The organism is Sinorhizobium alkalisoli (assembly GCF_008932245.1).
Lineage (GTDB): Bacteria > Pseudomonadota > Alphaproteobacteria > Rhizobiales > Rhizobiaceae > Sinorhizobium > Sinorhizobium alkalisoli.
In genome coordinates, this window is record NZ_CP034911.1 from 205,700 (window position 1) to 231,512 (window position 25,813).

General features: G+C 59.3%; 20 protein-coding genes and 2 pseudogenes. 10 read left to right on the forward strand and 12 right to left on the reverse strand.

The window, feature by feature from the left end:
* Positions 1 to 22: 22 nt before the first annotated feature.
* Together EKH55_RS28065 and EKH55_RS28070 are read right to left on the reverse strand one after the other, a co-directional pair.
* Positions 23 to 643 carry a hypothetical protein gene (locus tag EKH55_RS28065; protein ID WP_069456820.1) on the reverse strand — a complete coding sequence of 207 codons (621 nt, stop codon included), beginning with the start codon at positions 641 to 643 and terminating at the stop codon, positions 23 to 25.
* Between the two features lie 192 nt (positions 644 to 835).
* The gene (locus EKH55_RS28070; RefSeq protein WP_069456821.1) at positions 836 to 2,659 is read right to left on the reverse strand and encodes a hypothetical protein; all 1,824 of its coding nucleotides are present in this window, start codon (positions 2,657 to 2,659) and stop codon (positions 836 to 838) included.
* A 297-nt stretch (positions 2,660 to 2,956) separates the two neighbouring features.
* Here EKH55_RS28070 and EKH55_RS28075 point away from each other — a divergent pair, with 297 nt between their 5' ends.
* Together EKH55_RS28075 and EKH55_RS28080 are read left to right on the forward strand one after the other, a co-directional pair.
* The gene (locus EKH55_RS28075) at positions 2,957 to 3,154 is read left to right on the forward strand and encodes a hypothetical protein (protein WP_131820457.1); all 198 of its coding nucleotides are present in this window, start codon (positions 2,957 to 2,959) and stop codon (positions 3,152 to 3,154) included.
* A 932-nt stretch (positions 3,155 to 4,086) separates the two neighbouring features.
* Complete coding sequence (locus EKH55_RS28080; protein ID WP_342585772.1) at positions 4,087 to 5,262, forward strand: ROK family protein; 1,176 nt, start codon at positions 4,087 to 4,089, stop codon at positions 5,260 to 5,262.
* A 55-nt stretch (positions 5,263 to 5,317) separates the two neighbouring features.
* Here the strand turns inward: EKH55_RS28080 and EKH55_RS28085 are convergent, their stop codons facing one another.
* Genes EKH55_RS28085 through EKH55_RS28105 form a run of 5 tightly spaced genes read right to left on the reverse strand, consistent with a single transcriptional unit; the run spans position 5,318 to position 11,713 of the window.
* Positions 5,318 to 7,456 (reverse strand): beta-galactosidase, encoded by a 2,139-nt coding sequence (locus EKH55_RS28085; RefSeq protein WP_069456824.1) that lies wholly within the window; start codon positions 7,454 to 7,456, stop codon positions 5,318 to 5,320.
* 17 nt (positions 7,457 to 7,473) lie between these two features.
* Positions 7,474 to 8,610, reverse strand: a complete 1,137-nt coding sequence (locus EKH55_RS28090; RefSeq protein ID WP_069456825.1) for an ABC transporter ATP-binding protein — start codon at positions 8,608 to 8,610, stop codon at positions 7,474 to 7,476.
* A 47-nt stretch (positions 8,611 to 8,657) separates the two neighbouring features.
* Positions 8,658 to 9,509, reverse strand: coding sequence for a carbohydrate ABC transporter permease (locus tag EKH55_RS28095; protein WP_069456826.1), 852 nt, complete (start codon positions 9,507 to 9,509; stop codon positions 8,658 to 8,660).
* 4 nt (positions 9,510 to 9,513) lie between these two features.
* Complete coding sequence (locus EKH55_RS28100) at positions 9,514 to 10,395, reverse strand: carbohydrate ABC transporter permease (protein ID WP_069456827.1); 882 nt, start codon at positions 10,393 to 10,395, stop codon at positions 9,514 to 9,516.
* A 55-nt stretch (positions 10,396 to 10,450) separates the two neighbouring features.
* Positions 10,451 to 11,713 carry an ABC transporter substrate-binding protein gene (locus EKH55_RS28105; protein WP_069456828.1) on the reverse strand — a complete coding sequence of 421 codons (1,263 nt, stop codon included), beginning with the start codon at positions 11,711 to 11,713 and terminating at the stop codon, positions 10,451 to 10,453.
* Between the two features lie 116 nt (positions 11,714 to 11,829).
* Here EKH55_RS28105 and EKH55_RS28110 point away from each other — a divergent pair, with 116 nt between their 5' ends.
* Both EKH55_RS28110 and iolG read left to right on the forward strand, forming a co-directional pair.
* A complete protein-coding gene (locus tag EKH55_RS28110; RefSeq protein WP_069456829.1) occupies positions 11,830 to 12,636 on the forward strand; it encodes a 3-methyl-2-oxobutanoate hydroxymethyltransferase in 807 nt (268 codons plus the stop codon).
* A gap of 23 nt (positions 12,637 to 12,659) precedes the next feature.
* Positions 12,660 to 13,655, forward strand: a complete 996-nt coding sequence (iolG, locus tag EKH55_RS28115; RefSeq protein ID WP_069456830.1) for an inositol 2-dehydrogenase — start codon at positions 12,660 to 12,662, stop codon at positions 13,653 to 13,655.
* A 297-nt stretch (positions 13,656 to 13,952) separates the two neighbouring features.
* Here iolG and nagA read toward each other — a convergent pair whose 3' ends face one another.
* The 4 genes and pseudogenes from nagA to EKH55_RS28135 form a co-directional block, all read right to left on the reverse strand.
* The gene (gene nagA / locus EKH55_RS28120; protein ID WP_069456831.1) at positions 13,953 to 15,131 is read right to left on the reverse strand and encodes an N-acetylglucosamine-6-phosphate deacetylase; all 1,179 of its coding nucleotides are present in this window, start codon (positions 15,129 to 15,131) and stop codon (positions 13,953 to 13,955) included.
* The gene (locus EKH55_RS28125) at positions 15,128 to 16,162 is read right to left on the reverse strand and encodes an SIS domain-containing protein (protein WP_069456832.1); all 1,035 of its coding nucleotides are present in this window, start codon (positions 16,160 to 16,162) and stop codon (positions 15,128 to 15,130) included. The genes nagA and EKH55_RS28125 overlap by 4 nt, the downstream gene beginning before the upstream one ends.
* A 10-nt stretch (positions 16,163 to 16,172) precedes the next feature.
* A complete protein-coding gene (locus EKH55_RS28130; protein ID WP_069456833.1) occupies positions 16,173 to 16,937 on the reverse strand; it encodes a GntR family transcriptional regulator in 765 nt (254 codons plus the stop codon).
* A pseudogene (locus EKH55_RS28135) lies at positions 16,934 to 17,816 on the reverse strand (glucosamine kinase nucleotide-binding domain-containing protein). The gene EKH55_RS28130 and the pseudogene EKH55_RS28135 overlap by 4 nt, the downstream one beginning before the upstream one ends.
* Positions 17,817 to 18,076: 260 nt before the next feature.
* On the opposite strand from EKH55_RS28135, the gene EKH55_RS28140 reads away from it, so the two are divergent.
* Positions 18,077 to 18,559, forward strand: coding sequence for a hypothetical protein (locus tag EKH55_RS28140; RefSeq protein ID WP_069456834.1), 483 nt, complete (start codon positions 18,077 to 18,079; stop codon positions 18,557 to 18,559).
* A 97-nt stretch (positions 18,560 to 18,656) separates the two neighbouring features.
* Here EKH55_RS28140 and EKH55_RS28145 read toward each other — a convergent pair whose 3' ends face one another.
* Positions 18,657 to 19,916, reverse strand: coding sequence for an ROK family transcriptional regulator (locus tag EKH55_RS28145; RefSeq protein WP_069456835.1), 1,260 nt, complete (start codon positions 19,914 to 19,916; stop codon positions 18,657 to 18,659).
* A gap of 275 nt (positions 19,917 to 20,191) precedes the next feature.
* Between EKH55_RS28145 and EKH55_RS28150 the strand changes: the two genes are divergently transcribed.
* From EKH55_RS28150 to EKH55_RS28170, 5 genes and pseudogenes are all read left to right on the forward strand, one after another.
* The gene (locus EKH55_RS28150) at positions 20,192 to 21,655 is read left to right on the forward strand and encodes an extracellular solute-binding protein (RefSeq protein ID WP_069456836.1); all 1,464 of its coding nucleotides are present in this window, start codon (positions 20,192 to 20,194) and stop codon (positions 21,653 to 21,655) included.
* Between the two features lie 72 nt (positions 21,656 to 21,727).
* Positions 21,728 to 22,657 (forward strand): carbohydrate ABC transporter permease, encoded by a 930-nt coding sequence (locus EKH55_RS28155; protein ID WP_069456837.1) that lies wholly within the window; start codon positions 21,728 to 21,730, stop codon positions 22,655 to 22,657.
* 1 nt (position 22,658) lies between these two features.
* Positions 22,659 to 23,488, forward strand: a pseudogene (locus tag EKH55_RS28160) (carbohydrate ABC transporter permease).
* 30 nt (positions 23,489 to 23,518) lie between these two features.
* Positions 23,519 to 24,544 carry a Gfo/Idh/MocA family protein gene (locus EKH55_RS28165; protein WP_069456838.1) on the forward strand — a complete coding sequence of 342 codons (1,026 nt, stop codon included), beginning with the start codon at positions 23,519 to 23,521 and terminating at the stop codon, positions 24,542 to 24,544.
* Positions 24,545 to 24,625: 81 nt separating this feature from the next.
* Positions 24,626 to 25,792: an ABC transporter ATP-binding protein gene (locus EKH55_RS28170; protein ID WP_151614000.1), complete on the forward strand. Its 1,167-nt coding sequence runs from the start codon at positions 24,626 to 24,628 to the stop codon at positions 25,790 to 25,792.
* Positions 25,793 to 25,813 lie beyond the last annotated feature (21 nt).

The window sequence follows — 25,813 nt, forward strand, 5'->3', positions numbered from 1 at the left end:
TCTCGGGAAATATGATGCGCGACTACGACACACCTCGCCCGAAATTATAAGTGACAACCACTTGAAAGAACGTAATTAACGTGGGGACGAGTAGAATAACTATGCCGACGCAATACGCGATTAACGCAGTTAACCTGATGCGCGGATATGAGACATTCAGGATCCGGTAGAGTTCCCCCATCGGGTCCGCTAAGCTATTTGGATCTACATCGCGTCTTTCGCCATTGTATTTGAAGTAAGCCGCATCTTGAGCAAGCGGCTCGGCCTCGGTTCCTGACTCGATCAGTTTCAGGAGATAGTCGAGATTTCGTGGCTGACAGAAATAGGTCTTTTCCGCTTCAAAGAAGGCAGCCGCCGAATCGTATTTTTTGATTAGCGCCGGACATTTGAGGCTGTAAAGCGCTGCGCCCATCGCGATTGAACAGCACCCGAGATATAGCAAGAGAAGCCGCAGCGATGGGCCGCAATCCGCTGGCTGGCAGAAATCCGTATGTAGGCTGAGAAACTTCACGATTTCCCCGTTGAAGAGTAGGAGATAGCCGATCAGAGGCACCGCAATAGTGGCCTTCGCGACGGTTGAATTTCCCAATCTCCGCAGGACGCTCCACCTCGCTTGATGATCAAGCGGCGTAACTATACTCATTACACGCTCCTTGGCCTTCTGCCTCAAATTTGGGGGAGAAGGTGTCTGCAAATCTAGGGGTAGTTGCTTAGATCGTCTCGCGAACATGATCTTTTTGGGAGTAAATCTCTATCCGACGCAACTTCAAATAGAACCCGCAATTGAGTTTGTCACGCACATAGCTAGCCACACGCGAGAGCAGCATCCGAAACCTCAGGCCTTGGCTTTCTCAAGAGCGGCCAGCGCAGGATCACCAACGGGCAGCCGGATCGTCTGGGAGGATTCGTAGCGCCAGGACACACCATCGCCGTTGACGCGACCGTCATAGGAATGGTCAGCCTTCTCTGCGGCCTTGAGCTTCAGCATGACCGCGTGATCGGGCGGAGGGCAGTGCAACTCGACGGGGCCGCTATCGACGTCTCGCCACAGCCCAACTGACCAGTTTTCTGCTCGCGGATAGGCTTTTCCACGCGATCTGGCGTCAGGAACTTCGCCATCAGCTTCCCGCAGCGCCTTGTTTCGGGTGCGCTGCATCAATCCGCGTGACGTGAAGGTCAGGACAGCCGAGCCTGGGTCTTCTACAAGACCGAGTGCATAGCGGGCACCCCATCGCGTCGTAAGTTGCGGTCCATCCATTAGAAGGCAGAAGACGATACTCGGTCCCAACGCGCGAACGGTCTCATGCGCTGGATCGGAACGTGCGAGATCCTCACATATGAATGTTGTAAAGCATGAGTTGTTACGGAAAACATGGGTATGGACCAGTCGACGAGCCACCGAAATCTTTTCCCACCAGACAGATGTCGAGCCCGGAAGGCTCTCTTCGAGGTCGTACATCTTGATCTGACCCTCATCCAAGCGCCAGCGGTGGTGTTTTCCCCGCGAGTTCGTGTGGATTGTATGGTTAGGTCCGTCCCAGTTGATGGAACTCGTGAGCGCGAAATTACCGGCATGACCATCGCAGTTGGTGCTCGAGCCAGACACCACGAATTCCAACTCTCGATGTGCCTTGGCAAGGTTGTCGACGAGATATTCGTGATGTACCCAACTTAGTGAGAGCTCAGGGAATACAAGGACATCAACAGGGCTTTGACTTTGCTCCTCTGCGCGCTGGATAAGCGCAGAAACGAATTCGAATAGAACGTGTTTATCGGGAAGCCAGCCTTGGCGGACGTCGAACCAGCCCCAGGACGGCTGATCGGGGTCGCCATGTATTTGCTTGTGAATATGATGTGCTTCAATTTCAAAGGGATAGGGTATCAGCAGAATATTCAGCCCCGTCTGGCCTTCGATGTTCCCGGTGATCCGGTTCCACGTTGCAGCCATTCGACTTGGCGAAGGCAGAAGCGCAAGGTTTTGCGAGATCGCGCGCATGCTGAGCCCGACTTGCGAGGTATGGGCTTTCGGCTGCACACTCACCATATCGAGCGATGCTTGCTTGGTGATCGAATACTGGTGATGCTTGATACGCGTGTGCGTCGCATTGCCGCCCATGGCTTCGACCGAGCGTTTGATGTTCTCGATTTCGGCATCCAGCAGATTCAAGGCGATCCAACTGCTGTCCTTGGTGATCTGCCGGTGATGGAGATATCCGACGTCACTGCATGCCTCATCGGCGATGTACATCAAACCGAATGCGGCAGTGACCCATCGAGGCATCGGTTCGTTCTGCTCGGGGATGAGCGTAAATTCTGCGTTGCCGCTATCGACGTACAGTTCCTTCCAAAGATTCTGAACGGCGATAGGCGTCTTTGGCGAGCGCTTCCATTGTTGCGCAGCCTCAAACCAGGTTTCTTTCATATGGGGGTCGACGAAGAACCACGGCTGTCCCCAGATATGTCGTTCACCCGGTGACAGGTAGACGTAAAGACCGGAGCGCTCCAGAAGGAATGCAGCAGCGGCGAAGACATCCGGGGGAAACGCCGGAGGATCGTCACAGGATTTACCTGTTTCATTGGTCCCTTCGGGAAAGATTCGTTTGATGATTTCTTTGACCGTTGCGCGTTTGCGCCGATCACTTTTCGATATCTTAACCATGCTTGCCTGGATATGCGCCGGTGTACCAAGGGTTACCAATATGAAAATTCGAGCCCAATCAACCGCTGATTGGGAATTTTCGTGGAAAATTTCGCTTTTTTCGTGCGGCCCGCGTTGAAAAGCTGAATCATTTCCTAGCTATTAGGTCGGAAACGGCGTATGACGTGAAAAATTGGTGCTTGACGTGAATGGTTAAGGTAGCATTCAGTTTCGCAACCGTAATATGCACGTCACCAGAACTTGGTAATTAGAGATCAGACCGTCTATTCGAGCTGACATGATAGCGAGGACCGCACATTGACCCAATACATGAACAAAGCTGCTGTTGACAGCTGGGTTGATGCTGGGAACACCGTGAAGTCGCGGCTGAAGGAAATATTCCGCGAAAACGGAATGGCTGCGGAAACGGTCGATGCGTGGACAAACCAAATTATCCGCAATACCTTCGAGACAGCCCCCGAGCCTCAATCCGAGCTGCCGCGAGAAGTCGCTTAATTCTTCGCGCGATCGACGAAGGTCCTTTACGCACATGCTTAGTGAAAGTCTCGACCTCGGGTAAGTTCTCGTAGCGTGAACGCCCCTGTTCTCCTTGGGCGCCTTGGTGTCGCTGAAGACGCGGCAAATACGCCGCCATTTTTCGGCGACAGTTCATTTCCACGCTGGCGGATTCTGCCAATCTGAATCGAAATGGTCAGGCGCACTGGAAAATGGGCGCTCACCGCTGATGCGGGCAGGATAAAAAACCAGAAACGAATCACGGCACCCCCATTCTATGCAATATGGCAACAGCGATGGAAAGGTGTGAGAGAAGCGCCGTGTCGAGAATTCCTGCCTTACTGCCCGTGTAGGGCGCTAGGAGATCGCATATGGACGCTCCTGGGCCTGCCAGTCCGTACGATAGGCAGCACGCGCCGTAATTGTTGGCCGAAGGGTCATCATCGTCCGCCAAGCCTTTCCTGCTGGCCCTCGTTGCCCGCCGCTTCAACCCGTATCTCCGCGCCAAATGCCTCTAGCTTAAAGCCGCCAGACCCATCACTGGTGCCAAAAATTGTTCCTGATACGACGCTGCCGCAGATGCTAGAAGAGAGCATCAATAATTTTAGTTGGGTAGGGCTTTATGACGGGCGGGTCGAAGGTTCGAATCTGTTCAAGGCGGAGGCTACTATCTAGGCATCTAACCCCCCCTATTGAGGTAGCTTCCTTGACGATATTTCACCGTCCAAATCGTGAATCCTGCCATTAGTTCGCACAGATTTTTTGGGTGCAGTTGTATGGCAGGACGCAACGGGAGACGATGCCATCCCTGCGCGGTCATCAGCACGTCCTGCCGAGGCGCGTCAGCGCCGCATTCGGGCGACAACGTCGACTCGATCTGGTAGTTGGGTGTCTCTCGTTAAGACCGCAGCACTGTTTGGAGTGTCGAATTCGTGAAGATTGATCAGCGTATGACCCGGGCCATGAACCGGCGGCTCATACTCAACCTTCTTCGGCGTGAAGGGCCAGCGAGCAGGGCTGATATCGCGACCGTTACCGGCTTGAGCCCGGCGGCCGTGACCTTTGTCGTCGCGGACCTCATTGCCGAAGGCTACTTGCGTGAAGGTGAGACACAGCCAGGGGCAAGCGGCAGGCGACCGATACCGCTCGAGCTGAATTATGCGGGCCATTATGCGATCGGCATCAAGATGAACGTCGGGACGCTCGGATGTGTTTTGACTGACCTGTCGACATCGGTCCTCTCCAGCCTGACGGTCGAGTACAAGTCGTCCAAGCCGGAAGATGTGCTCGATGCCGCGGAGCAGGCCATTGTCCGACTACGACGCACGGCTCCGGATCTGCAGGGAAAGCTGATCGGCATTGGTTTCTCCATGCCGGCGACCGTCGACATCGAGCAGGCGATCTGCGTGCAGAGCCGACGTTTCCAGTGGGAAAACGTGCCATTCGGCCGGATGTTGCAGCAGCGGGTCAATGCACCGGTCTGGATGGAAGACGATACGCTGGCCTTTGCCTTGGCCCAACATCTCTTCGGGCTTGGGCGGCATCATAAGATTTTCACGGCCCTTGCGCTTGGCGTTGGCATTGCCTGTGCGACAGTCAACGATGGCGTTATTCACCGAGGCGCCCATGGCCGGGCCGGGAAACTGGGGCATGTGACGCATGATCCGAACGGGCCCCTTTGTGAATGCGGCCGCCGAGGCTGTCTGCAGGCCTTCTACTCGGAACCTGCAATTGTCGAGGCCTGGCGATCCGAGCGGGGCTTGCCAGCGGGCGTTGATCGGTATGCGATGAAGGAAGCGGCAATCCAGGGCGATCCCGTTGCCCGGCGCATCCTTCAGGAGGCCGGCAAGGCGATCGGTTACCATCTGGCGGACGCCGTCAACATCATGGACCCGGAGGTCGTGATCGTGGGCGCAGAGGCCGTCAGTTTTGGCGATCTGCTCTTCGGGCCCATGCGCGAGAGCCTGGCGGCGCGATGTTATGATGAGCCGCCTGCGATCGTTCCGGATGAACGGGATGATTTCTGGAGCTCTGGAGCGGCCGCCCTTGCAACGCAGGCACTGTTCAATTTCGAAGCCAGTGGCAGCGGTCTGAAAGAAGCGGAATAAAAAGAGGCGGTGGAACTGATGTTCCACCGCCCAGTTGCTTGGGAGATTATGGGGTTCAATCGAGACTGATGATCAGGCAGCCGTAGGCTTCGAGCTCTTCCTCCCGGGAGACGGCCCGGCCCGACAGCAAATCGAAACCGGACGGCAGGCCACGAACCATGGTCGGTGTTTCAAGCGTGTTCAGCACGAACAGAAGCTTCTGGTCTTCGGAGCTGCGCAAGGTTACTTCGATACCGGCCGGAAGATCGTCGAGGAGCGGGCTGACGCCGCGTGGTGAAAGAACCTGCTCCTCGAGGGCTTCAACCAGATCTGGGGTGAGATAGGTCGCAACATAAATGACCTCGCCCTTGCCAACCTTGCGGCGGGTAACGGCCGGTTCGCCTTGAAGGAAGCGGTTCGACCAGCGTGCGAGGATCTCTACGTCCGGCTCGGTCTCGATCTGCTCGTAGAGGTGCTCGACTTCCAGTCGCCGTCCGGCAAAGTCCAGGGCATAGATCCGTTCCGCCGAAGAGGGGGGCGGACGATTGGGATTGTCATACAACCCGGCCTGGGGTGTCATCCGCTGGAAGAGCCCGTCTCCGTTCTTCGCGGTCAGACGACCGAATTCGACGACCTTGACGCCGCAGAGTTTCGCCAGTGCTCCGCCGGGCGCCTGCTCCCGGATGATGTGGTTGTTGATGTCGCGCGTGCCCGTCATCGCTCCGACGATGAGCGTGCCGCCGGCCTCCACGAAGGCCTCAAGCTTCGGGGTCCATTCCGGTTTCCACATCACCCAATGCGGCACGTAGAAGACCTTGAGCCGTGACAGGTCATCTTCCGGATGCACGAAACCGCAAGCGATGCCGCGCCGATAGCAGTGAGCATGCAAGAGGGTGCCGTCGTCCTGCGGGGAGGGCAGGCCGATGGGATAGGTCTTGTGTGCCTCCTGATTGTCGAAATCAGCACCAGCGATGCCCACATCCATATGCACGGACGTTCCGAGCAGGCGATCCTTGATCTTGTGGATGTCGGAGGCGAATTGCTTGGCCTCCTGATAGCGCCGCCGCGGCACATCATCGTGGTCGATAATTCCCATCCAGTAGATTTCCGCACCGAAGTGGGCCGGACGCCAGCGGAAGAACATCAGGCCATCGGCGCCGCGTGCCACCGAAGACAAGGCCATGCGGCGCATCTCACCCGGTTCGGGATTCATCGTGGTGAAGGACGGCTGGCTGCCGAGACCCGACGCCTGTTCGGGCACCAGGAAGTTTCCGCTGTAGCTGCGGCAGAGATCAAGCTGCAGGGCCTGGGTTGCGGCATGGCCATTGGTCCGCCGGAACTCGTCATAGAGCATCGGATAGATGTCAAAGCCGATGAAATCGAGATCCTGGCCGAATTCTGCGCGGAAATCGATGTCCTGCAGATTGCCGAGATTGTGGAAGATGAACCAGTCGGGATTGGTCGCCCGGAGGATTTCGACCTGGTCCCGCTGAAACGCAGCCGTCGCCCAGGCCAGGAAGCGGTGGTAGTCCTGCACGTGGCCAGGGCTGCTGAAAGACGGTGCCATCGGGAACGGCAGGACCACCTGGTCGAAATTGTCGTAAGCCGTGGCCCAGAAATGGCCACCCCAGGCAAAATTCAAATCATCGATCGTCTGATAGCGATGGCGCAGATAGTTGCGGAACGCGAGCGCGGCGGAGTCGGAGAAGGATTCCGACACCGTCGTGTTCAACTCGTTGTCCGTCTGCCAGCCAATGACATGCGGATTGTCCTTGTAGTGCTCGGCCATCGCAGTCGTGATCCGGCGACTGTGCTGCCGCAGGACCGGGCTCGTGGTGTCGCAATGCTGTCTTGAGCCATGGCTTGCGCGGCGGCCGTTGCGATCGACGCGCAGCACTTCCGGATAGTTCATCGTCAGCCAGCGCGGTGGGGTGGCGGTCGGGGTGCAAAGGATGGTCTTGATGCCGGCCTTGCCGAGCACCTCGATGGCGCGGTCGAAGAGGTCGAAGTCGAACTTGCCCTCGAAGGGTTCCCAGATGTGCCAGGCGAATTCGCCCATGCGCACCGCATTGAAGCCCGCTTCTTTCATCCGTTCGGCGTCGCGCTGCCAGTAGCTTTCGTCGACATGCTCCGGATAGTGCGGAACGCCCAGCAGGAAGTCGTCGAGATAGATCGGGCGCCAGACGGAAAGTGGCGCGGGTTGGGTCCGTTTCATGGGAATGCTCCTGGTATTCAGATGGCTTGCAGCGGCTTGCGTGCGGTAAGGGTCCGCCCATCCGGGCCGAACAGATAGGCATCGGGGATCTCGAAGCCGATCGTGACCGCGGCATCGCTGGCGAAGGGCACGATCTGTGGCAGCTGCACGGTGATGTTCTCGGTTCCGGTGTCAGACCCCGAAGTCTTCAAGGGAGAGGCGTCGGCATAGAACACGGTCTCGCGTCCGAGATGCTCGACCAGCCGGATACGGGCGGGAATGGTCACGCTTGACCCGCCACCTGTCGCCAGCTTCTCTGGTCGAACGCCGAGCGTGATCCTGTCTCCCGGAGAAAGACCCTGCGTGTCGACACCGTCGAGGCTGACGGGTGGGAGACCTTCAATGGTCGTGGTGACCGTATTCCCCGAGATATCCGCGATCGTTCCTTCGAAGAAATTCATGCGGGGCGCACCGAGAAAGCCGGCGACGAAGAGGTTTTTCGGATTGGTGTAGAGTTCCAGCGGCGATCCGACCTGCTCGATCTCACCCTTGTTCAAGACGACGATCCGGGTCGCCATGGTCATGGCCTCGACCTGATCGTGGGTCACATAGATCATGGTCGAGCCCAGTCGGGCATGCAGCGTCGAAAGCTCCACGCGCATCTGTGTGCGCAGTGCTGCATCGAGATTCGACAACGGTTCATCGAACAGGAAGACTTCGGGAGAGCGGGTAATCGCACGGCCGATGGCGACGCGTTGCCGCTGGCCGCCAGACAGTTGTCTTGGGCGTTTATCCAATTGTTCGGTGATCCTGAGGATCTCCGCCGCGCGCTTGACCGCCGCATCGATCTCCGCCTGGGGGCGCTTCGCCATTCTCAGGCCAAAGCCCATGTTCTCGGCGACTGTCATATGCGGGTAGAGCGCATAGGACTGGAAAACCATCGCAATGCCACGGTCACCCGGTTCCTCGTGGGTGACGTCGCGTCCGCCGATCGAGAGCGTGCCGGATGTGACTGTCTCAAGGCCCGCGATCGTCTTCAGAAGTGTCGACTTTCCGCATCCGGAGGGGCCGACCATGACGATGAACTCGCCCTTGTCGATCGTGAGATTGATATCCTTCAGAGCGTGAAACTGTGCGTAATGCTTCTGAAGGTTTTCGAGTTTGACGCTGCTCATTGGTCAGCCCCTTGCAAGTGTGTCGATGAAAGGCCGGGCGCAGTCGGTCATCCCTTGACGGCGCCCATGGTCAGGCCCGAAACGAAGTGCTTCTGCATCAGGAAGAACATCAGGACCGGTGGAATGGCGACGAAGATCGTGGCCGCAGAGACGATGTTCCATTGCGACACCCATTCGCCCTTGAGATTGGCAAGACCCGCGGTCACCGGCTTCACCGCATCACTCTGGGTCAGCACGATCGCCCAGAAGTAGTCGTTCCAGATGAAGGTGAAGGTGAGGATGGCGAGCGCGGCAAGGGCGGGCCGGACGAGCGGCACGACGATGTGGATCAGGATCTGCCAGGGCGAGGCGCCCTCTGCCCGGGCCGCCTGGAAGAGCTCCGCCGGTAGGGCCGCGATGAAGTTACGCATGAAGAGGGTGGCAAAACCCGTCTGGAAGGCGATGTGAAACGCCATCAGAGCGAAGAAGGTGTCGTAGAGGCCAAGCGACACCATCAGGTCCCGGATCGGGATCATCATGATCTGTTGTGGCAGGAAATTGCCGCCGACAAAGAGCACGAAGATTACCATGGATCCGGGAAATGGATAGCGCGACAGGACAAAGCCCGTCATGGTCGAAAACACCAGCACCATGATGACCGAGGGCACCGTGATGATCAGGCTGTTGACGAAGTATTGCAGCATCTTCGTTTGCTGGAAGACGGCAACATAGTTGTCGACGAGATTGAACTCGGTTGGCCAACCCCAGTAGTTTCCGGCCATTACATCTTCAAACGAACGAAACGATGTGAGGAGAATGGCGAAAAGGGGCAGCAGCCAAAGGACGAGGATGGCGCAAACCATCGTCATGTAAAGCGCGCGTGCAGCGGTCTGTGTCTCGGGAATGGGGCGGGGATACATGGCGTTACGTCCCTTTCTCAGCCTTGATCAGGCCACGCAGGTACCAGGCGATGAAAAACGCCATGATCAGGAAGAGAACGGTTGCAATCGCTGCGCCGTAACCGAAACGGTACGAGAAGATCGACTGTTCATACATCTGATAGGCGAGGACCGTGGACGAACCGAACGGGCCGCCTGCCGTCATCACCGAGATGAGGTCGAAGGAGCGCAAGGCACCGACGAGCGTGATGGCGACTGCGATGAAGGCGACCTGCGTCAGTTGCGGCAGCACAACATGGCGCAGCATGTTCCAGCCGCGGGCGCCGTCGACGCGCCCGGCGCCGATCAGTTCTTCGTCCAGATTGTTGAGGCCTGCCAGGAACAGCACCAGGCAGAAGGCGATCTGGGGCCAAAGGGCAGCGATAATCACCGCGAAGGTGACGAGGTGCTCGTCGGACAAAAGGGCGGGTGCCGTTGCGCCGAGGGCGTTGTAGATGATGGCAAGCAGGCCAAAGGTCGGGTCGTAAAACCAGTTGAAGATGACGCCGACGGTGACGGCCGCAAGGACAAGCGGCATGAAGAACAGGGATTTCGCCAGCCGCATCCCGGCGATTTTCTGATTGACGAGCAGTGCGATGGCGAGCCCCGCCGGAGGGGCAGCCAAGAACATCAAGAGCCAGATGACGTTGTTCTTCAGCGATGTGTAGAACTGCGGATCGTCGAGAAGCTCGACATAGTTGCCAAGCCCGATCCAGGTCTTCGGACCGATGCCATCCCACTCGAAAAACGAGATCCAGAAGGTTTCGATCGACGAGGCCACGATGATGACCAGGAACAGAATAAGTCCCGGTGTGAGAAGGAGAGCGGGCGTCAGCCAGCTTCGGTGTCGTCGCCACCAAATTGTCATGGGTCTACTACCGGTTTTGGGGCGGGCGAACGGCGTTCGCCCGCGTTGTAGAGGGTCAGCCGTGGATGCGGGCGCGGGTGCGCTCGATCTGAGCGAGGATGGTGTCGCGCCGCTCGGGGCGAACCATGAATTCCTGCAGGCCCTTCAGGCCGGCCTGGGCGAGATCCGGATCGCTGTCGCGATCATAGAACTGCGCGGTCCCCTTGACGCTCTTCAGGGCCTCGACCGACATCTTGAGGATCGGGTCGTCGCCGATTTCGCAGTCGCTGCGGGCCGGTACATTGCCTTCCGGCATCAGATAGGCCGACAGGTTCTCCGGGCGGTAGAAGTAGGCGAGGAATTCCCGTGCGGCATCCTTGTTCTTCGCACCTGACGGCATGTGGATCGAATCCACCGAGAAGTCTTCAAACTGCTCCATACCCGGCTTGATTTCGGGGAAGGGTGCAAACCGCACCTGCGACAGGTCTTCTGCCGGGAAGGCATATTTGATGAAGTTGCCGAGATCCATCATGGCGGCCTTCTTCTGCACAAGTGCGGCGGCTGCCGGATCCCATGAGAAGGAGGTGTGATTGGGCGTGAAGAGGTCTGCCTTGATCAGCGCTTCCCAGCGATCGAAGATCTCTTTGAGGGAGGCGTCGCTGTACTGGATCTTGCCGGCCATCAGGTCCATGTGATGGTCGAGACCGTTGATGCGCAGGTTCATGTGGTCGAACCAGCCGCCGCAGGGCCACTGATCCTTGGTGCCGATGCTCATGGGGACGAGACCGGATGCCTTGGATTTTTCCGCGAGCGTGAAAAAGTCGTCGAATGTCTTCGGCACGGTGAGGCCAAATTCGTCGAAGGTGTCCTGCCGGTAGAACAGGCCCCAGAGGATGCCTCCAGTCGGCAGGCCATACTGCTTGCCGTCAACGGTGACCGAGCCCAGCGTATTGCCGATGACATCGGCATAGTTTTCGCGCGCCACTAGATCGGAAATGTCTTCAAACAACCCGCGGGTCACGAAGGACCGCATCCGGCTGCCCGAAAACCAGAAGCAGATGTCGGGCGGGCTGGTGACGAGATAGTTGCGGATGGCCGTCTTGTGCGCCTCGTGGTCCATGTTGTTGACCGAGACAGTGACGCCCGCTTCCTTGCCGAACGCTGCGGCGATCGCTTCCAGCGCCTTTCGCTGGTCGACATTCCCACGGTTGGAGATGATGGTCAGTTCGCGGGTCTGTCCGATGGCAGGCGTCGACAGGGCCGATGCAGCGATCGCCGAGCCCGTGGTTGCCAAAAAGTGGCGACGCGACATTTCGAAAGGCTTGTTCGTAAACTTCATGATGTTGCTCCTCCGTCGGTTTTCCCAATGCCGACGGTCGCAAAAAGCCACATCCTACAGTCGTCGTCAACAATTAATTTAATAAATAAATTATTTGGGTTGAAGACTCCATTTGTGTGAGTGCCCAACGGTGGTCCGAGCCTGATCCCTGGGGGACGAAAAGGGCACTCAAGGGCAAGCGGCAATTGAGCATGTTGCGGGTTGTCACGCTCGAAGAGGCAGAGGCTGCTGAAAAGGCCGGGATCGAAATGGTCTCCGTTCCCCCGGCCTTGCTCGGACCAGCCTTCCGCGAAGCGGCCCCGACGGTGTTTGCTGTTCCAGGCCTGGAATACGGCGACTTCATTACAGCGGAGGAGTATCTCCGAGCCGCCTTCCAGGCGATGCGAGCGGGCGGCGATGCCGTCTATTGCGCAGCCAGCCTCGGCATTATTCGCAGGCTGCGTGACGAAGGCATCCCGGTCTGCAGTCATGTCGGCCTCATCCCCTCGAAGGCAACCTGGACCGGCGGTTTCAAGGCTGTCGGTAAAACGGCCGAAAGCGCGCTTTCGATCTGGATGGCGGTCCAGGCCCTGGAAGAGGCGGGGGCTTTCGCAGCGGAAATCGAGGTCGTTCCGTCAGAAGTCGCCGCAATCATCAGTGCAAAGACCTCGCTCTTCATGATTTCCATGGGCGCAGGCGCTGGCTGTGATGCGCAGTATCTTTTCGCTGACGACGTGCTCGGCCAAACCCGTGGCCACGTTCCACGTCATGCCAAGACTTATCGCAATTTCGCGGCGGAGTACGACCGCCTCCAGCAAGAGCGGATTGCCGCTTTCCGCGAATTTCGTCACGACGTCGAAAGCGGCGCCTATCCTGCTGATCGACATAATGTCGGTGTGCCAGCCGACGAACTCGCCCGCTTCAACACCATGATCAACGGCTGACCGAGCCGATAGGAGAGAAGACCATGACCGTAAACTTCGCCCTTCTGGGCGCGGGCCGTATCGGACGCGTCCATGCCAAGGCTGTCGGCAGCAATCCGGATGCAAAGCTGGTCGCCGTGGCCGATGCCTTTCCAGCCGCCGCCCAATCGTTCGCGGCTCAGTATGGCGCAGAGGTTCGCACCATAGATGAGATCGAGGCTGCCCGCGACATTCATGCGGTGATCATCTGCACACCGACCGATACCCACGCCGATCTGATCGAAAGGTTTGCGAGGGCCGGCAAGGCCATCTTCTGCGAGAAGCCAGTGGATCTGGACATAGCCCGCGTCAAAGCGTGCATCGACGTCGTCAAGGAGACAGACGCGAAGCTGATGGTTGGCTTCAACCGTCGCTTCGACCCGCATTTCATGGCGGTCAAGCAGGCGATAGACGACGGCCGTATCGGGAAGGTTGAAATGATCACCATCACGTCCCGCGATCCCGGTCCTCCGCCACTCGACTATATTAGCCGTTCCGGCGGCATCTTCCGCGATATGACTATCCACGACTTTGACATGGCGCGCTTCCTTCTGGATGGTGAAGCGATCGCGTCTGTCTCCGCTCACGCTGCTGTTCTTGTTGACCCCGCTATTGGCGCTGCAGGAGACTACGATAGTGTGACCGTAATCCTCGAGACGGTCACCGGGCGCCAGGTCGTGATTTCGAACTCGCGACGCGCCACATATGGCTATGACCAGCGCATCGAAGTTCACGGCTCCTTGGGTTCGGCCAGCGCGGAAAACCAGCGCCCGATCTCGATTGAGGTTGCAACTGCTGAAGGCTACACCCGCCCGCCGCTGCACGATTTCTTCATGACCCGCTACATCGAAGCCTATGCCAACGAAATTGCCGGTTTCATTGCCGCGATCGAAAGCGGAGCGTTGATCTCGCCCAGCGGTGAAGATGGCATGCTTGCACTTCAGCTTGCCGACGCGGCACTGGAAAGCGTTCGGACCGGCCGACGTATTATCTTGGCGTGATTCCGATTGCCATGCACTCCGAGTTCCGGCTCTGCCAGAAGTGGAGCCGAACACTTGCAGCGGCGAAGTCCGGGTCTTTCGCGCCTGCCCCTGGAGCGGACGGTAGTCTTATGAACCTCCTAGACACTGTCACCAGCGCAAGCCTTCGTTCCACCTGTGCAGCTGGCCGCCGTCCCAACTCTGCGATTGTAGGACGAGGCCCGAGGAAGGGATGCGAGAACTGCGTTTTTGAAACCACCTTGCGCGTGTTTGCGCCCCCGTCTGACGGTAGCACCGCGGTTTCGACGACGGCTGAGCTCATGCGACGCAGGAAACATCCGCCTCAAACACCTTTCGCCCGTTTATCCAGGTTGACCGCAGTGTGAGATCCCCCGTCAGCAGCAGGAAATCCGCCTCGGCTCCACCGGTCAGCCGGCCTTTACGTGCAGACAGGCCGATAGCCTCGGCGGGATAAGCAGACGCCATGCGAAGCGCCACGTTCAGAGGTAGATCGAGTTGCTGGTGAACATAGCGAACGCAGGACAGCATATCGATATCAGCACCCGCGAGTGTGCCGTCGGCAAGCGTCAAACGTCCGTTCTCCCTCAAGATCTCACGACCATTGAGCGAAAAGCGTGTCATATCGGTGCCGATGGTCGACATGGCATCGGTCACCAGAAAGATCCGACCTGGTCCTTGCTTGCCGCGCATGGCGATCTGCATCACCGCGGGATCGACGTGGAAGCCATCGGCAATCAGACCGACATTTAGCGAGCGAACCGCAAGAGCCGCACCGGCAACGCCAGGCTCGCGGTGGCCGAGGCCGCTCATGGCGTTGAAGAGATGTGTCACGCAACTAGCACCAGCTTCGGCGTAAGCGCAAGCAGTGACGAAACTCGCGTCCGTGTGGCCGAGACTGACGATCACTCCGGCATCGGCAAGCGTCCGGACCTGTTGCTCGCTCACGTTCTCCGGTGCGAGCGTGACCATGAGGCAGCCGATGGACTGCATGCATGTAAGCAGTGTCTCGAGGTCATCAGCATCCATGGGGCGGATCAGTGACGGATCATGAGCACCCTTTCGCGCGACGGAAAGATGGGGCCCTTCGAGATGCAGACCGAGGAATCCGGTTATGTCTGCCGCTTTGGCAGCGACCCCGGCCGCGATCGCCGCACGCGTCACCGCACGCGTGTCGGTGATCAGTGTCGGCAGCATGGCCGTGGTGCCGAACGCGGCATGGGCCTGACATATCCGCTGGATGCCTTCCAGCGTCGGTTGCTCGTTTAAGAGCGCGCCGCCGCCGCCATTGACCTGCAGATCTATGAATCCGGGAACAAGCAACTGACCTTTCGCATCAACTGTCTCAGAGGCTTCCACGGAGACGCTCTGCGGCCCGATTGAAGCGACGCGGCCGTTCTCAACGACAAGGTCGACCTCCTCATGCCATCGGTTGCCGTCGAATATCCTCGCTCCTGTTATCTTGAGTGTCGTCTTCATCGGGTTTCGGTCACCTTCTTGAGATTCTGAGGCGCGTCGGGGTTGCGGCCGCGCGCACGTGAACTGGCTTCGACGAAACTGTAGAAGGGGAGAATAAGGACGAGAGCATCGGTAATGGGGTGGCCAGTGTTGACGAAGGGAAGCCTCATCGCGCTCGCGGCCTGCGATGATGTTGCATGAACGATTGCCCCCTTGGCGCAGAGCCCGTCGGCGATCTCGACGACGGATGTCTCGGCCGCATCGCGTGCGGCAAGCACCAGCACCGGAAAGCGATGTCCAATGAGTGCGACCGGCCCATGCAGGACTTCGGCAGCTGAATAGGCTTCCGCGTGAACGCCCGTCGTCTCCTTGAACTTCAACGCTGCTTCGCTCGCAATCGCCAGCGTGGGGCCTCTGCCCAAGACATAAAGCGATTCCGCTTCCGCCACGGACGCGGCAAGTTCCGGCCATTCCAGCTTCACCGCCGCAGCGAAGTGCTGCGGGAGCGAAGCCAGCGCCGTCTTGAGAGGGGCGTCTCCGGTCCATTCGGCAAGAATGCCGAGGCCCGCAACGATGGAATTGACGTAGGACTTAGTCGCGGCAACCGCATATTCGGGTCCTGCAAGAATGTCGAGAGAGTGGCTGCTCGCTTCCGCAAGGGGTGATGGCAAGGTGTTGGTGAGGGCGACCGAGGTGGCACCGGCCTTGGTCGCCGCTTCCAGCATCGCAACGATGTCGGGGCTTCTACCGGATTGCGAGATAGCGAAAGTCGCACTACGGCCTAGTTTCAGATCGGCGTGATAGATCGACGCCAGCGATGGTCCGAGCGAGGCGACCGGCAAACATGCGGTGAGCTCGATCGCGTATTTGAGGAAGAGGGCGGCGTGATCGGAGGAGCCCCGGGCGATCGTCACGACGAAGGCCGGATCCTTGTCGCGAAGCGCGGAGCCTATGGCCGCGAACTCCTTTGCGGAGCGGTCAAGAAGGCGCGCGGCGGCCTCTGGTATCTCATCAATCTCGCGGCGCATGTTCGTCTCGGAGCTATTCTGCATATGGTATCCCTTATTGAATATCACTGTTCCGGATGGCGAACTCGCTTACGAAGCCGTCAGCGTCGTCCCGGAAGTTTGTTCGGGTTAGTTCGACGGCGCGATCGGTCGAGAGGAATGCGACGCGTTCGGTGACGAGGCCGGCGGCGCCCTCGCTGGCGTTGAGCAAGCCCGCGTCGGGCATTCGGATCGGTTGTGCGAAAATGCGTTGCACTGCTCGCACAGGCCGAGCCCCGGCAAGCGCCGCATAGACGGAATCGGTGACACACAGAGGATCCGGAATCAAGAAAGCCGGGACACTGGTCCGTTCGACCGCAAGTGGTCGCCCGTCCGCTATTTGCAGGCGGGTGAAGCGTGCCACCTCTTCATCGGCGCGAAGTCCGAGCGCCATCATCTCCTGCGGGGAGGGAAGGGAACGCCTCCGCTCGATCCATTCAGCCTTGCTTGAGGCGCCGCGCCAGAAAATGCCTTCCGTCACGGATATGGGTTTGGTCGTCTTCTGTTCGACAGGGGTCGAATGGACGACGAAAGTCCCCGAACCCTGCCGGCGCATGAGGAGCCCGTCGCGCACCAGCAGATCGATGGCTTTCCGGACCGTGACCCGACTGACGTTTGCGTATGCGGCGAGGTCGCGTTCCGGATAAAGCACATCCCCTGCACGAAGCTTCCCGGATTGGATCGCACTTTCCAATGATAATCGAAGCCGGTGATAGAGCGGCCCGGCGCGGCCATCGTCGATGTCGCTATAAGGGAGTACCAACGCCAGAATCTCTTTCACGGTTGCCGCTCCGGCAGATCGGCAAAACGATGGACCGCCATGGCAACGGCGCCGGATAGAGCGTCGCTCTCGGGCTTACAAAGGCGTGGTCGGTGGCGCTCGGAAAGCCACGTGGGATAAAGGGGAGCAAGTCCGCCAAGCAGGCAAATCTGCCGCATACCGCGTCCCACAAGCGCGTCGAGAACCTCGTCTACCGCCGCGGCCGCCTGCCGCAGAAGTGTGATTGCGGTCGGGTCTTGGTCTCTGGCGTGTTCGAACACGCGGGGAGCAAAGCGCCCATAATCGCCCGGTTTGGCTGTCTGTGCAAACTCCACGATCTGCCGGGGATCCTGATCGAACTCCGCAAGCACGGAACAAGTGACCGGGGAGGGAGGATGAATGCCATCTTGCGCCAAAAGGCACTCCTGCAGCAAGGCATGGCCTATGCGCGAGCCGCTGCCGAGGTCGCCAACATTGAAGCCCCAGCCGCCGATGGTGTGAACGACGTCTTGTGCGCGGGAAATGTAGATCGTGCCGGTTCCCAGGATCGCGACGGCGCCATCCTTATCGCCCAGCGCGCCCTGCAGGGCGATCAGCCCATCAGATTCGATTTCGGCGGTGGCGAAGGGAAGATTTCGCCTAACGATGCGGGCCACATCGCCGATATTGTGGCCGGCGACCCCGAGAAGCGCACACGCTTCGTGGATCTGGCGCGAATCGAGACCAGCCTCGACAAAGGCGGCGCGCGGCTTCGACGATATTGTTCAGCGCGGTCTCGGGCGCTGTCAGGATGTTGGCTGGGCCGGCCTTGGCGCGGCCCAGAATGCGCCCGTCGGGCAGAGCGACCGCAGCACGGCAACTCGTTCCTCCACCATCGATACCAAGGATGTAACGGCTCATGATCCTGCCTCGGGTGGCCTGAAGAGCCCTGAGCAAAGGCACAGGACGTTGATGCTGGTGGTTGGGTTCATCTATCCGCTTACCGGAGCGGGACTATCGCGAGGGGTCCGCTTGCAGGCAGGCAGCGCTGCATGCACCTCGCAATGGTCCCGCTGATAATCCGGACCGCAACCCATTTGTACGTGCGTCGCACAAACATACTGGAAAGTCAACTCGATTTTGGCTAAGGCGGGCTCTCAATCACAAACGGGAGCCCATCAATGCCTCATGATATCAACCCATTTCCGGCCGAAACCGACCATCATGCCATCTGGGAGATGCTGGTGCGCAAGGACGTCGACGGCTTCGTCGGTCAGGATTGGTCGATCTTCGCGCAATGCTTCAAACAGGATGGGTTTTGCGGGCTCGACGCGAAGGGCTCGCTCGATCCGTCCCAATGGGAGCTCCGCTTCCCGACGGTCGAAGCCTACCGCGACGCCTGGCTCGACGATGCTCGAAAAGCGGCCCAGACGGACTATGCGGAGGACCGTAGGCGCGCGCTTTACCGCGCGACCAATATGCTGGACATCCGGGTCGAAGGTCATGCCGCCACGGCACGCAAAACCTTCGATGACGCCATAGCCCTTGCGGCGGGCGGAGATCAAAAGCTGAACTGGCAGTCCGTATTCTTCTGCACGAAAGAGGAGGGGGCATGGAAGATTACCGGCTTCGTTGGCTTCTTGCCATTCTCCTCCAGTAGGTAAAATTTGTCGCGGCGCTCCGCCGCTCGATGTACTCTCCAGAGCCGAACCGGGTCGGTTTTACGAGCTCTTTGTCTGATCACCTCGGTCCGCAAAGCGCCTAGATGACCAGCTTCAGGTGGCTCGAGAGCACCAGGCCTGCCGCGCCGCGAAGCGCGGTATGGCCCTCGCCGATACCGTTGACGGTGACGGAAATCTCCTGGCCAGGCCGCATGATGATCGACTGTTCGACATGCGCTTTGATCCGCTCTGCCGCCGCGGGCCCACCGCCGGCGACGTCGCCGTGCAGAACATAGGAGTTGAGAGAGAGGGTTTGTTGAAGGTTGACGATACCAACCGCGATATTGCGGGTGTAGCGGTCGAGCAGGTCGCCAGCGGCTCCAGATCCTTCTTCTGTCTCCTTGACTAGCCGCGCGCAGCTGATCTTGCTCGGCTCGGCCATTCCCATTTTGCTCGCTTCCTCGCGAAGCCAGGGAAGGGCCGCGACGGTTTCCCAGCAGCCATGCTTGCCGCAGTTGCAGCGCGCCCCACCCATCTGCACCACGGTGTGGCCGAGTTCACCACCCGAACCTGCAAGGCCCCGATAGACTTTTCCGTCGATGAAGAAAGCGCCGCCTAGAACCTCACCGGTATAGATGGCCGCGAAATTCTGCTGGCCGCGCCCGGGCCCGAACCATCTGTCGCCGACGAGAAGGGCGCGGGGATGATGATCGATGACCACCGGAAGCGAAAAATGCTTCTGCAGTATAGAGACGAGGGGGAGGCCAGTCAGGACGGGCGCCAGGTTGACCGCGAGAATCACGCCATTGTCGCTATCGATCATCCCGGCCGAGGCAATGCCGATGCCGAACGGAGCCTTGTGGGCCTGCAAGAGCGTGGACGAAAGCGTCTTCTTGATGATCGCGACAAACGCGTCCTTCTCCCCTTGAGGGTCGAACTCGGCCTTCGCCACGGCTCTGATCTCACCTGCCAGAGTGACAAGACATGTCTGGACCTTGCCCGGCAACAGCAGGACTGCGCCGAGCATCGGGGCATCGGGATTGAAGTAGAGCGGCCGCGCCGGCTTGCCGCCCTTGAAGTCCGAGGGAACGGCGTCGCCCTCGACGAGGAGTTGCTCCTCGATCATAGGCTGGACGATGCCTGTAATCGTTGTCCTGTTGACGCCAGCCAGCCGCGCAAGATCAGCGCGGCTCTTGGGACCATTGTCATAAAGGGCCTGCAGCACGCGCCCGCGGTTGATCGCGCCGAGCGCTGACTGCGAGACAAGCGTCACCTGGCTCCCGTTCTCCCCGACCAAAGCTTCCTTGCTGGTGGGGGACCGGTGGCCCAAGGAATAGGACGATTGGTTCTCGAATTTCAAAATAGGTCTCCGATTTGTCGGACAGTTTTACCCGTTAGTTTCGTCATGGGCCAGACAGGGCGCGAAAAGGTACCAGTGCGGACCGATCTTGGCCCAAGTCGCCGACGCAATTCCAATGTGACGGCTTCTTGACAGTAGCATAAGTTTGTGCGAAGTACAAACTAACCTGCTAACATGAGCAGATTTTGAGGGGTACGATCTCAGTCCGGAAGGGGAGCCCAAATGCTTCGGCGGAGTGATTGCGGTCGCGTTACAAAGCAACTGAGGAGGCTTTCATGACTATCGATATCGGTAATATGTCGCGCCGGGACATGCTGAAATCCGCGTCGGCGGCAGCAATCCTGGCTTCGGTCGGTACGCTGGTGGCACCACGGCGCGCTGGCGCTCAAGGGGCGGGGACGGTGCGGGTGCTCTCGGTCGAAGACCCGTTCTTCTTCTCGATGAAGGCTTTGGTGCCCGAATACGAGAAGGAGACCGGCATCAAGGTGGAGCTCGAAAGCCTGTCCTATGATGCGCTTCAATCTCGTCTCGTCTCCGCCTTCGTTGCCAAAACCTCAGACGCCGACGTTATCGTCGTCGACCAGATGTGGCTTGGCCAATATCTCGACAATGGCTGGATCGTTTCGCTCAACGATTTCATTGCCAATGACAGCGAGGTCGAGCTTTCGGATTTCATCCCGGAGGTGCTCTACTCCTCCAACATGTGGCGTGGGCAGATCGGCACGCTGCCGGTGGCGGCCTATGCGCAGGGCGTCATGTACCGCAAGGACATGTTCGACGAGTTCGGCATCGCCTCTCCCCCGACCGAGACCTCCGAGGACTGGACCTGGACGAAATATGTCGACACGCTGAAGTCGCTCGAAGGCAAGAGCTTTGGCGGCCAGCCGATTTTCCCGACCGTGATCTGCGGCTCGCAGCCGTCGCCGATCACCCACATGTTCACGCAGCTGTCGGTCAGTCACGGCGCAAGCTGGTTCAAGTCGTTCCCCGGCGCGCCTTGGGACTTCTCGCCGCAGCCGACCGGTCCAGCCTGGGCGAAGTCTGTGGATATCTACCGGCAGCTCTACAAGCTCTCGCCCCCGGAAGCGATCAACTATCTCTGGTTCGATGCCGGCACCCGCTTCGCCAAGGGTGATGTCGGCATGTTCTACTGGTGGACGCCCTACTTCTATTTGGTCAACAACTCCGGCTACATGACCGGCAAGAAATCAGACGTCATGGGCAAATATGCGACCGCGGCGTTACCGAAGGCCGAGGGCGTCCCGCAGACCGTCAGCCTCGGCGGCTACAGCCTGGGCATCCCGTCGAGCTCGGAGCGGCAGGACGCCGGTTTCGCCTTCATAAAATGGGCGACGTCGAAAGCGACCCAGAAGAAGATGGCGCTCTGGCCGGACCTCAACTACCAGTTCTCCGACTTCGCACGCGCGTCGCTGTATGAGGATGACGAGGTGAAGGCGATCTATCCTTATCTTGACGTGCAGTACGCCATGATGAAACAGGGCAACGGCAAGATTACAAGGCCGCCGGTTCCAGGCTACACCGCCGTGGAGAGCGTGCTCGGCCTCACTTTGAACCAACTGCTTACGGGCAATGAAGATCCGAAGGTTGCACTCGAACGCACCAATGGGCTGTTCGAGAGCATTCTGAAGGGCAATCTGATGATCCCCTATCAGAAGGAGAGCTTCGCTGACACGCTCGACGGGGCAAAGGCCCTGATCGGCAAGCTCGCCAAGGCGTAATAGAGTTCTCCTCGCGCCGGCGCGGCCGCCCGCCGCGCCGGCGAAACGAGCGAAAAAGAACTGGATCTCGCAATGAACACCACCACTTTCCGTTCGCCGCAGGTGCTTGCGCCTGTCAGGCGGAGCTTTGTCCGCCGCAACCTGCCTTATCTCCTGATCGCGCCCTCGGTCATCATGCTGCTCGCACTGATCGCTTATCCGATGCTCTTTGCCTTGCGGTCGAGCTTCTATTTCTGGAACCTGCAGGTCGGGCCGCAGCCGCTCGCCTATGTCGGCTTCGAAAACTATGCGCAGGCCTTCAATGCCTTCGACTTTAGGGCAGCGCTCGGCAACACGCTGCTCCTGTCGATCGTCGGGACGGCAATCGAGTTCGCGCTCGGTCTCGCCATTGCGCTCGTGCTGCTCAAGGCTGTCCCCGGCATGAATGTCGTGCGGGCATTGCTGATCCTGCCGACGACCATCGCCCCAATCGTGGTCGGCTTCCTGTTCCGCTATCTCTACGATCCGGGCGGAGGCCTCTTAACCTGGGTGCTGAAATCGCTGTGGTTGCCGGTGCCGGCGGAGGGCATTCTCGGCTCGCCTTCGACCGCGCTAGCCGCGATCCTCTTCGTCGACATCTGGCAGTGGACACCCTTCTTTGCCATCGTGCTTTATGCGAGCCTCCTGAGTGTTCCGGACGAAATCACCGAGGCTGCCCGGCTCGATCGCGCATCCGCCTGGACGATCCTGATGCGGATCAAGCTGCCGCTGATCAAGCGCACGGCGATCATCATCGTCATGCTGCGTTTCATGCAGATCTTCAACACCTTCGACACGGTACTCGTGTTGACACGCGGTGGACCCGGCACCTCTACCCGAACGCTCGGATACTCGCTCTATGAGCAGGGCCTGGTAAACTTCAACATCGGCCTCGTCAGCGCCATGACGTGGATCACTGTATTGATCGTCAACATCATCGTCGCCCTCTACGTCTTCTTCGCATTTCGCAATGAGGAGTGGTGATATGTCGAGCCGCACCGGTTTCTCTACCGCACTGACCTATGTCGCAGGCCTTCTGTTCCTAGCGGTCTTCATCGGCCCGATCCTCTGGTTCGTCGCGCTTGCGATCCGCCCGGCCGAGACCGCCTTCAGCATGCCGCCGCAACTGGCTTTCGAGCCCAGCCTCGACGCCTTTCGGCATATCCTCGTTGATCCCGGCACTAATGCGCCGCAGCTGGGCAACAGCCTGATCGTCGCGTCGGCGCCGTGCTCCTGAACCTGCCGTTTTCCGTGCCGGCCGCTTACGCGCTCTCCCGCTTCAAGCTGCGCGGTAAGAAGAACATCATGCTGTGGTATCTCGGCCTGTTGATGGCGCCGCCGATCGCCTTCCTGATCCCGTATTTCATTCTGATCAACCAGATCGGGCTCCAGGGCTCCTACTTCTCGATGGTGCTCGTCCTGCAGACCCTGACGATCCCGTTTTCGGTCTGGCTGATGAAGAGTTTCATCGATGAGGTGCCGGCCGAGCTCGAGGAGGCGGCCCGCGTCGACGGCGCCCGCTGGTATACGATCATGTGGCGGATCACGCTGCCGATCGTGCGTCCAGGCATCATCGTGACCTCGATGTTCGCCTTCGTCTTCGCGTGGAACAACGCCGCCTTTCCTCTGGTGCTGAGCTCCCGCTCGACCGCAACTCTGCCGATCGGAACGCTTGGTTACTTCGCCACAAGCGGCGTGACTTGGAACTACATCGCCGCCGCGGCGGTGCTCGCGATGATCCCGCCGATCATCATCTTCCTTGTGTTCGATCGATACGTCGTCCGCGGCCTCACCTTTGGTTCGGTGAAAGGCTGACCTGTCCTTGCTTGAATGGAGTTATTGAATATGAGCAAACTGAGAATGGGCGTTATTGGCGCCGGCCTTTGGGGCAACAATCACGCCCATACCTTCAACGTCCTGCCGGAGACCGAGCTCGTCGGCGTCTGCGACCTTGACGAGGGCAGGGCGCTGAAGATGAAGGAAAGCTTCGGCGCCGAGCTGGCGTTCACGGATTATGAGAAGCTGATCAACAACGCTGCGATCGACGCTGTTTCCGTCGCCACACCTGACTTCACCCATACGCCGATCGTTCTTGCAGCGCTCAAGGCCGACAAGCATGTCCTGAGCGAGAAGCCGCTTGCGACGACTGTTAAGGAGGCGGAGGAGATCGCCGAGGCTGCCGCGAAGTCGAAGGGCAAGCTGATGGTGGATTTCCACAATCGCGTAAACCCGATCCTGGCGCAGGTCCGCGACATGATCCAGAATGGCGAGATCGGTCTTGCTAGGCACGGCTCGGCCCGCCTTTCCAACACCACCTACGTGCCCTTCGAAATGCTTAGCTGGGCCAAGAAGTCGTCGGCACTGTGGTTCCTGGGCAGCCATCTGGTCGACGTCCTGCGCTTCATTCTGGCCGACGAGGTTGAGCGTGTGTACTCGGTTGCCCGCTCCGGTACGCTGGCGAAGGGCGGGGTGGACACGAAGGACTTCCACTCGTCGATACTAGAGTTCTCCAAAGGCACGGTCGTGACCATGGAGAACAGCTGGATCCTGTCGAAGGACAATCCGTCGCTCGTCGACTTCAAGATTGAGTTCGTCGGCGAAAAGGGCCAGGTCCAGGCCGATCCGACCCACAATGGCGGCCTGCGGCGCATCGTCGACGGGGGGCTCAGATATAACGACTATATCGGCATTACCCCGACGGGCGAGACCCGTATCGGCGGCTTCGTGCTCGAGTCGATCGCGCGCTTCATCGACAGCGTCGTTCGAGGCACACCGCTTCTCGCCGATGCTGAGGATGGTCTCGCGAACACCAAGATCCTTGCAGCGATTGAGGAATCGGTTGCCACTGGCAAGGCCGTGACCGTCGGCTGACGAATAACACTAAGCATTCAGGGCGAGCCGGCCGGACAAGTTGGCTTGCCCTGCTCAAGAACACTGGGAGTAGTACTTGATATGGCGTCCATGACCTTTGAGACAATAGGCAAGACCTATCCGGACGGGACCGTTGCCGTTGCCAATGTCAGCTTTGCGGTCGCTGATGGCGAGTTCGTCGTGCTGGTCGGCCCTTCGGGTTGTGGCAAATCCACCTTGCTCAGAATGGCGGCGGGGCTCGAAACGCTAAACAGCGGCCGTCTGCTGATGGACGACAAGGATGTCACCTATGTCGAACCGCAGGACCGTGACATCGCAATGGTGTTCCAGAACTACGCGCTCTATCCGCATATGACCGTCTACGAGAACATGGCCTTCGGCCTTCAGCAGCGAAAGATGCCGAAGGACAAGATCGACAGGCTCGTGCGGGACGCCGCCGAGATGCTGGATCTCACGCGATACCTTCAGCGCAAGCCCGGCGCCTTGTCCGGCGGCCAGCGCCAGCGTGTGGCCATGGGCCGCGCCATCGTCCGTCATCCGATGGCCTTCCTGATGGATGAACCGCTTTCGAACCTCGATGCGAAGCTCCGCGTGCAGATGCGGGGAGAGCTCAAGCTCCTCAATCAGCGCCTCGGCGTCACCACGCTCTATGTCACCCATGACCAGGTCGAGGCGATGACCATGGGGGATCGTATCGCGGTGCTGAAGCCGGTACGCGATGCAAACGAGAGCAACCTCCAGCAGATCGACACGCCGCAGAACCTCTATGACAAGCCGGCCAATTTGTTCGTTGCCGGCTTCATCGGCTCGCCTGCCATGAACTTCGTTCGAGTGGACCTGAAGGCCGACGGGGCAGCTTTTCGCGGGACCGTGAAGGGCACGGACATTTCTTTCCTCGTTCCGGCAAACTCCGCACTCGCAGGACATGCCGGAAAAGAGGTGATCGCCGGCATTCGACCGGAGATGTTTCGGGTCTGTTCGCAACGCGACGCACTGTTTGATGAGCCAGTACCGGTCGCCGAGGCCCTTGGTGCAGATACCTTCGTCTTCTTCGATATCGCGTCCCCGCCGGTCGGTGTGAATGAAGCAGAAGACAACGAAGACTTCATCCTCAAGGGCAAGAACCGGCTGGTGGCGCGCATTCCTCCGGAGTCTACGCCGGCAGCTAATCAGCGACTTCCGTTGTCAGTCGACCTCGACAAACTGCATTGGTTCGACCCGGTGACTGGGCTCGCCATCCGGGACTGAGCATGAAACGGGACCTGCTCG

Excerpts from the sequence above, each read along its gene's own strand:
- EKH55_RS28165 (WP_069456838.1), top strand. The coding sequence starts at position 23,519 with ATGAGCAAACTGAGAATGGGCGTTATTGGCGCCGGCCTTTGGGGCAAC.
- EKH55_RS28095 (WP_069456826.1), bottom strand. The coding sequence starts at position 9,509 with ATGTATCCCCGCCCCATTCCCGAGACACAGACCGCTGCACGCGCGCTT.
- EKH55_RS28100 (WP_069456827.1), bottom strand. The coding sequence starts at position 10,395 with ATGACAATTTGGTGGCGACGACACCGAAGCTGGCTGACGCCCGCTCTC.
- EKH55_RS28070 (WP_069456821.1), bottom strand. The coding sequence starts at position 2,659 with ATGGTTAAGATATCGAAAAGTGATCGGCGCAAACGCGCAACGGTCAAA.
- iolG (WP_069456830.1), top strand. The coding sequence starts at position 12,660 with ATGACCGTAAACTTCGCCCTTCTGGGCGCGGGCCGTATCGGACGCGTC.
- EKH55_RS28125 (WP_069456832.1), bottom strand. The coding sequence starts at position 16,162 with ATGCAGAATAGCTCCGAGACGAACATGCGCCGCGAGATTGATGAGATA.
- EKH55_RS28140 (WP_069456834.1), top strand. The coding sequence starts at position 18,077 with ATGCCTCATGATATCAACCCATTTCCGGCCGAAACCGACCATCATGCC.
- EKH55_RS28150 (WP_069456836.1), top strand. The coding sequence starts at position 20,192 with ATGACTATCGATATCGGTAATATGTCGCGCCGGGACATGCTGAAATCC.
- EKH55_RS28065 (WP_069456820.1), bottom strand. The coding sequence starts at position 643 with ATGAGTATAGTTACGCCGCTTGATCATCAAGCGAGGTGGAGCGTCCTG.
- nagA (WP_069456831.1), bottom strand. The coding sequence starts at position 15,131 with ATGAAGACGACACTCAAGATAACAGGAGCGAGGATATTCGACGGCAAC.
- EKH55_RS28085 (WP_069456824.1), bottom strand. The coding sequence starts at position 7,456 with ATGAAACGGACCCAACCCGCGCCACTTTCCGTCTGGCGCCCGATCTAT.
- EKH55_RS28155 (WP_069456837.1), top strand. The coding sequence starts at position 21,728 with ATGAACACCACCACTTTCCGTTCGCCGCAGGTGCTTGCGCCTGTCAGG.
- EKH55_RS28170 (WP_151614000.1), top strand. The coding sequence starts at position 24,626 with ATGGCGTCCATGACCTTTGAGACAATAGGCAAGACCTATCCGGACGGG.
- EKH55_RS28090 (WP_069456825.1), bottom strand. The coding sequence starts at position 8,610 with ATGAGCAGCGTCAAACTCGAAAACCTTCAGAAGCATTACGCACAGTTT.
- EKH55_RS28105 (WP_069456828.1), bottom strand. The coding sequence starts at position 11,713 with ATGAAGTTTACGAACAAGCCTTTCGAAATGTCGCGTCGCCACTTTTTG.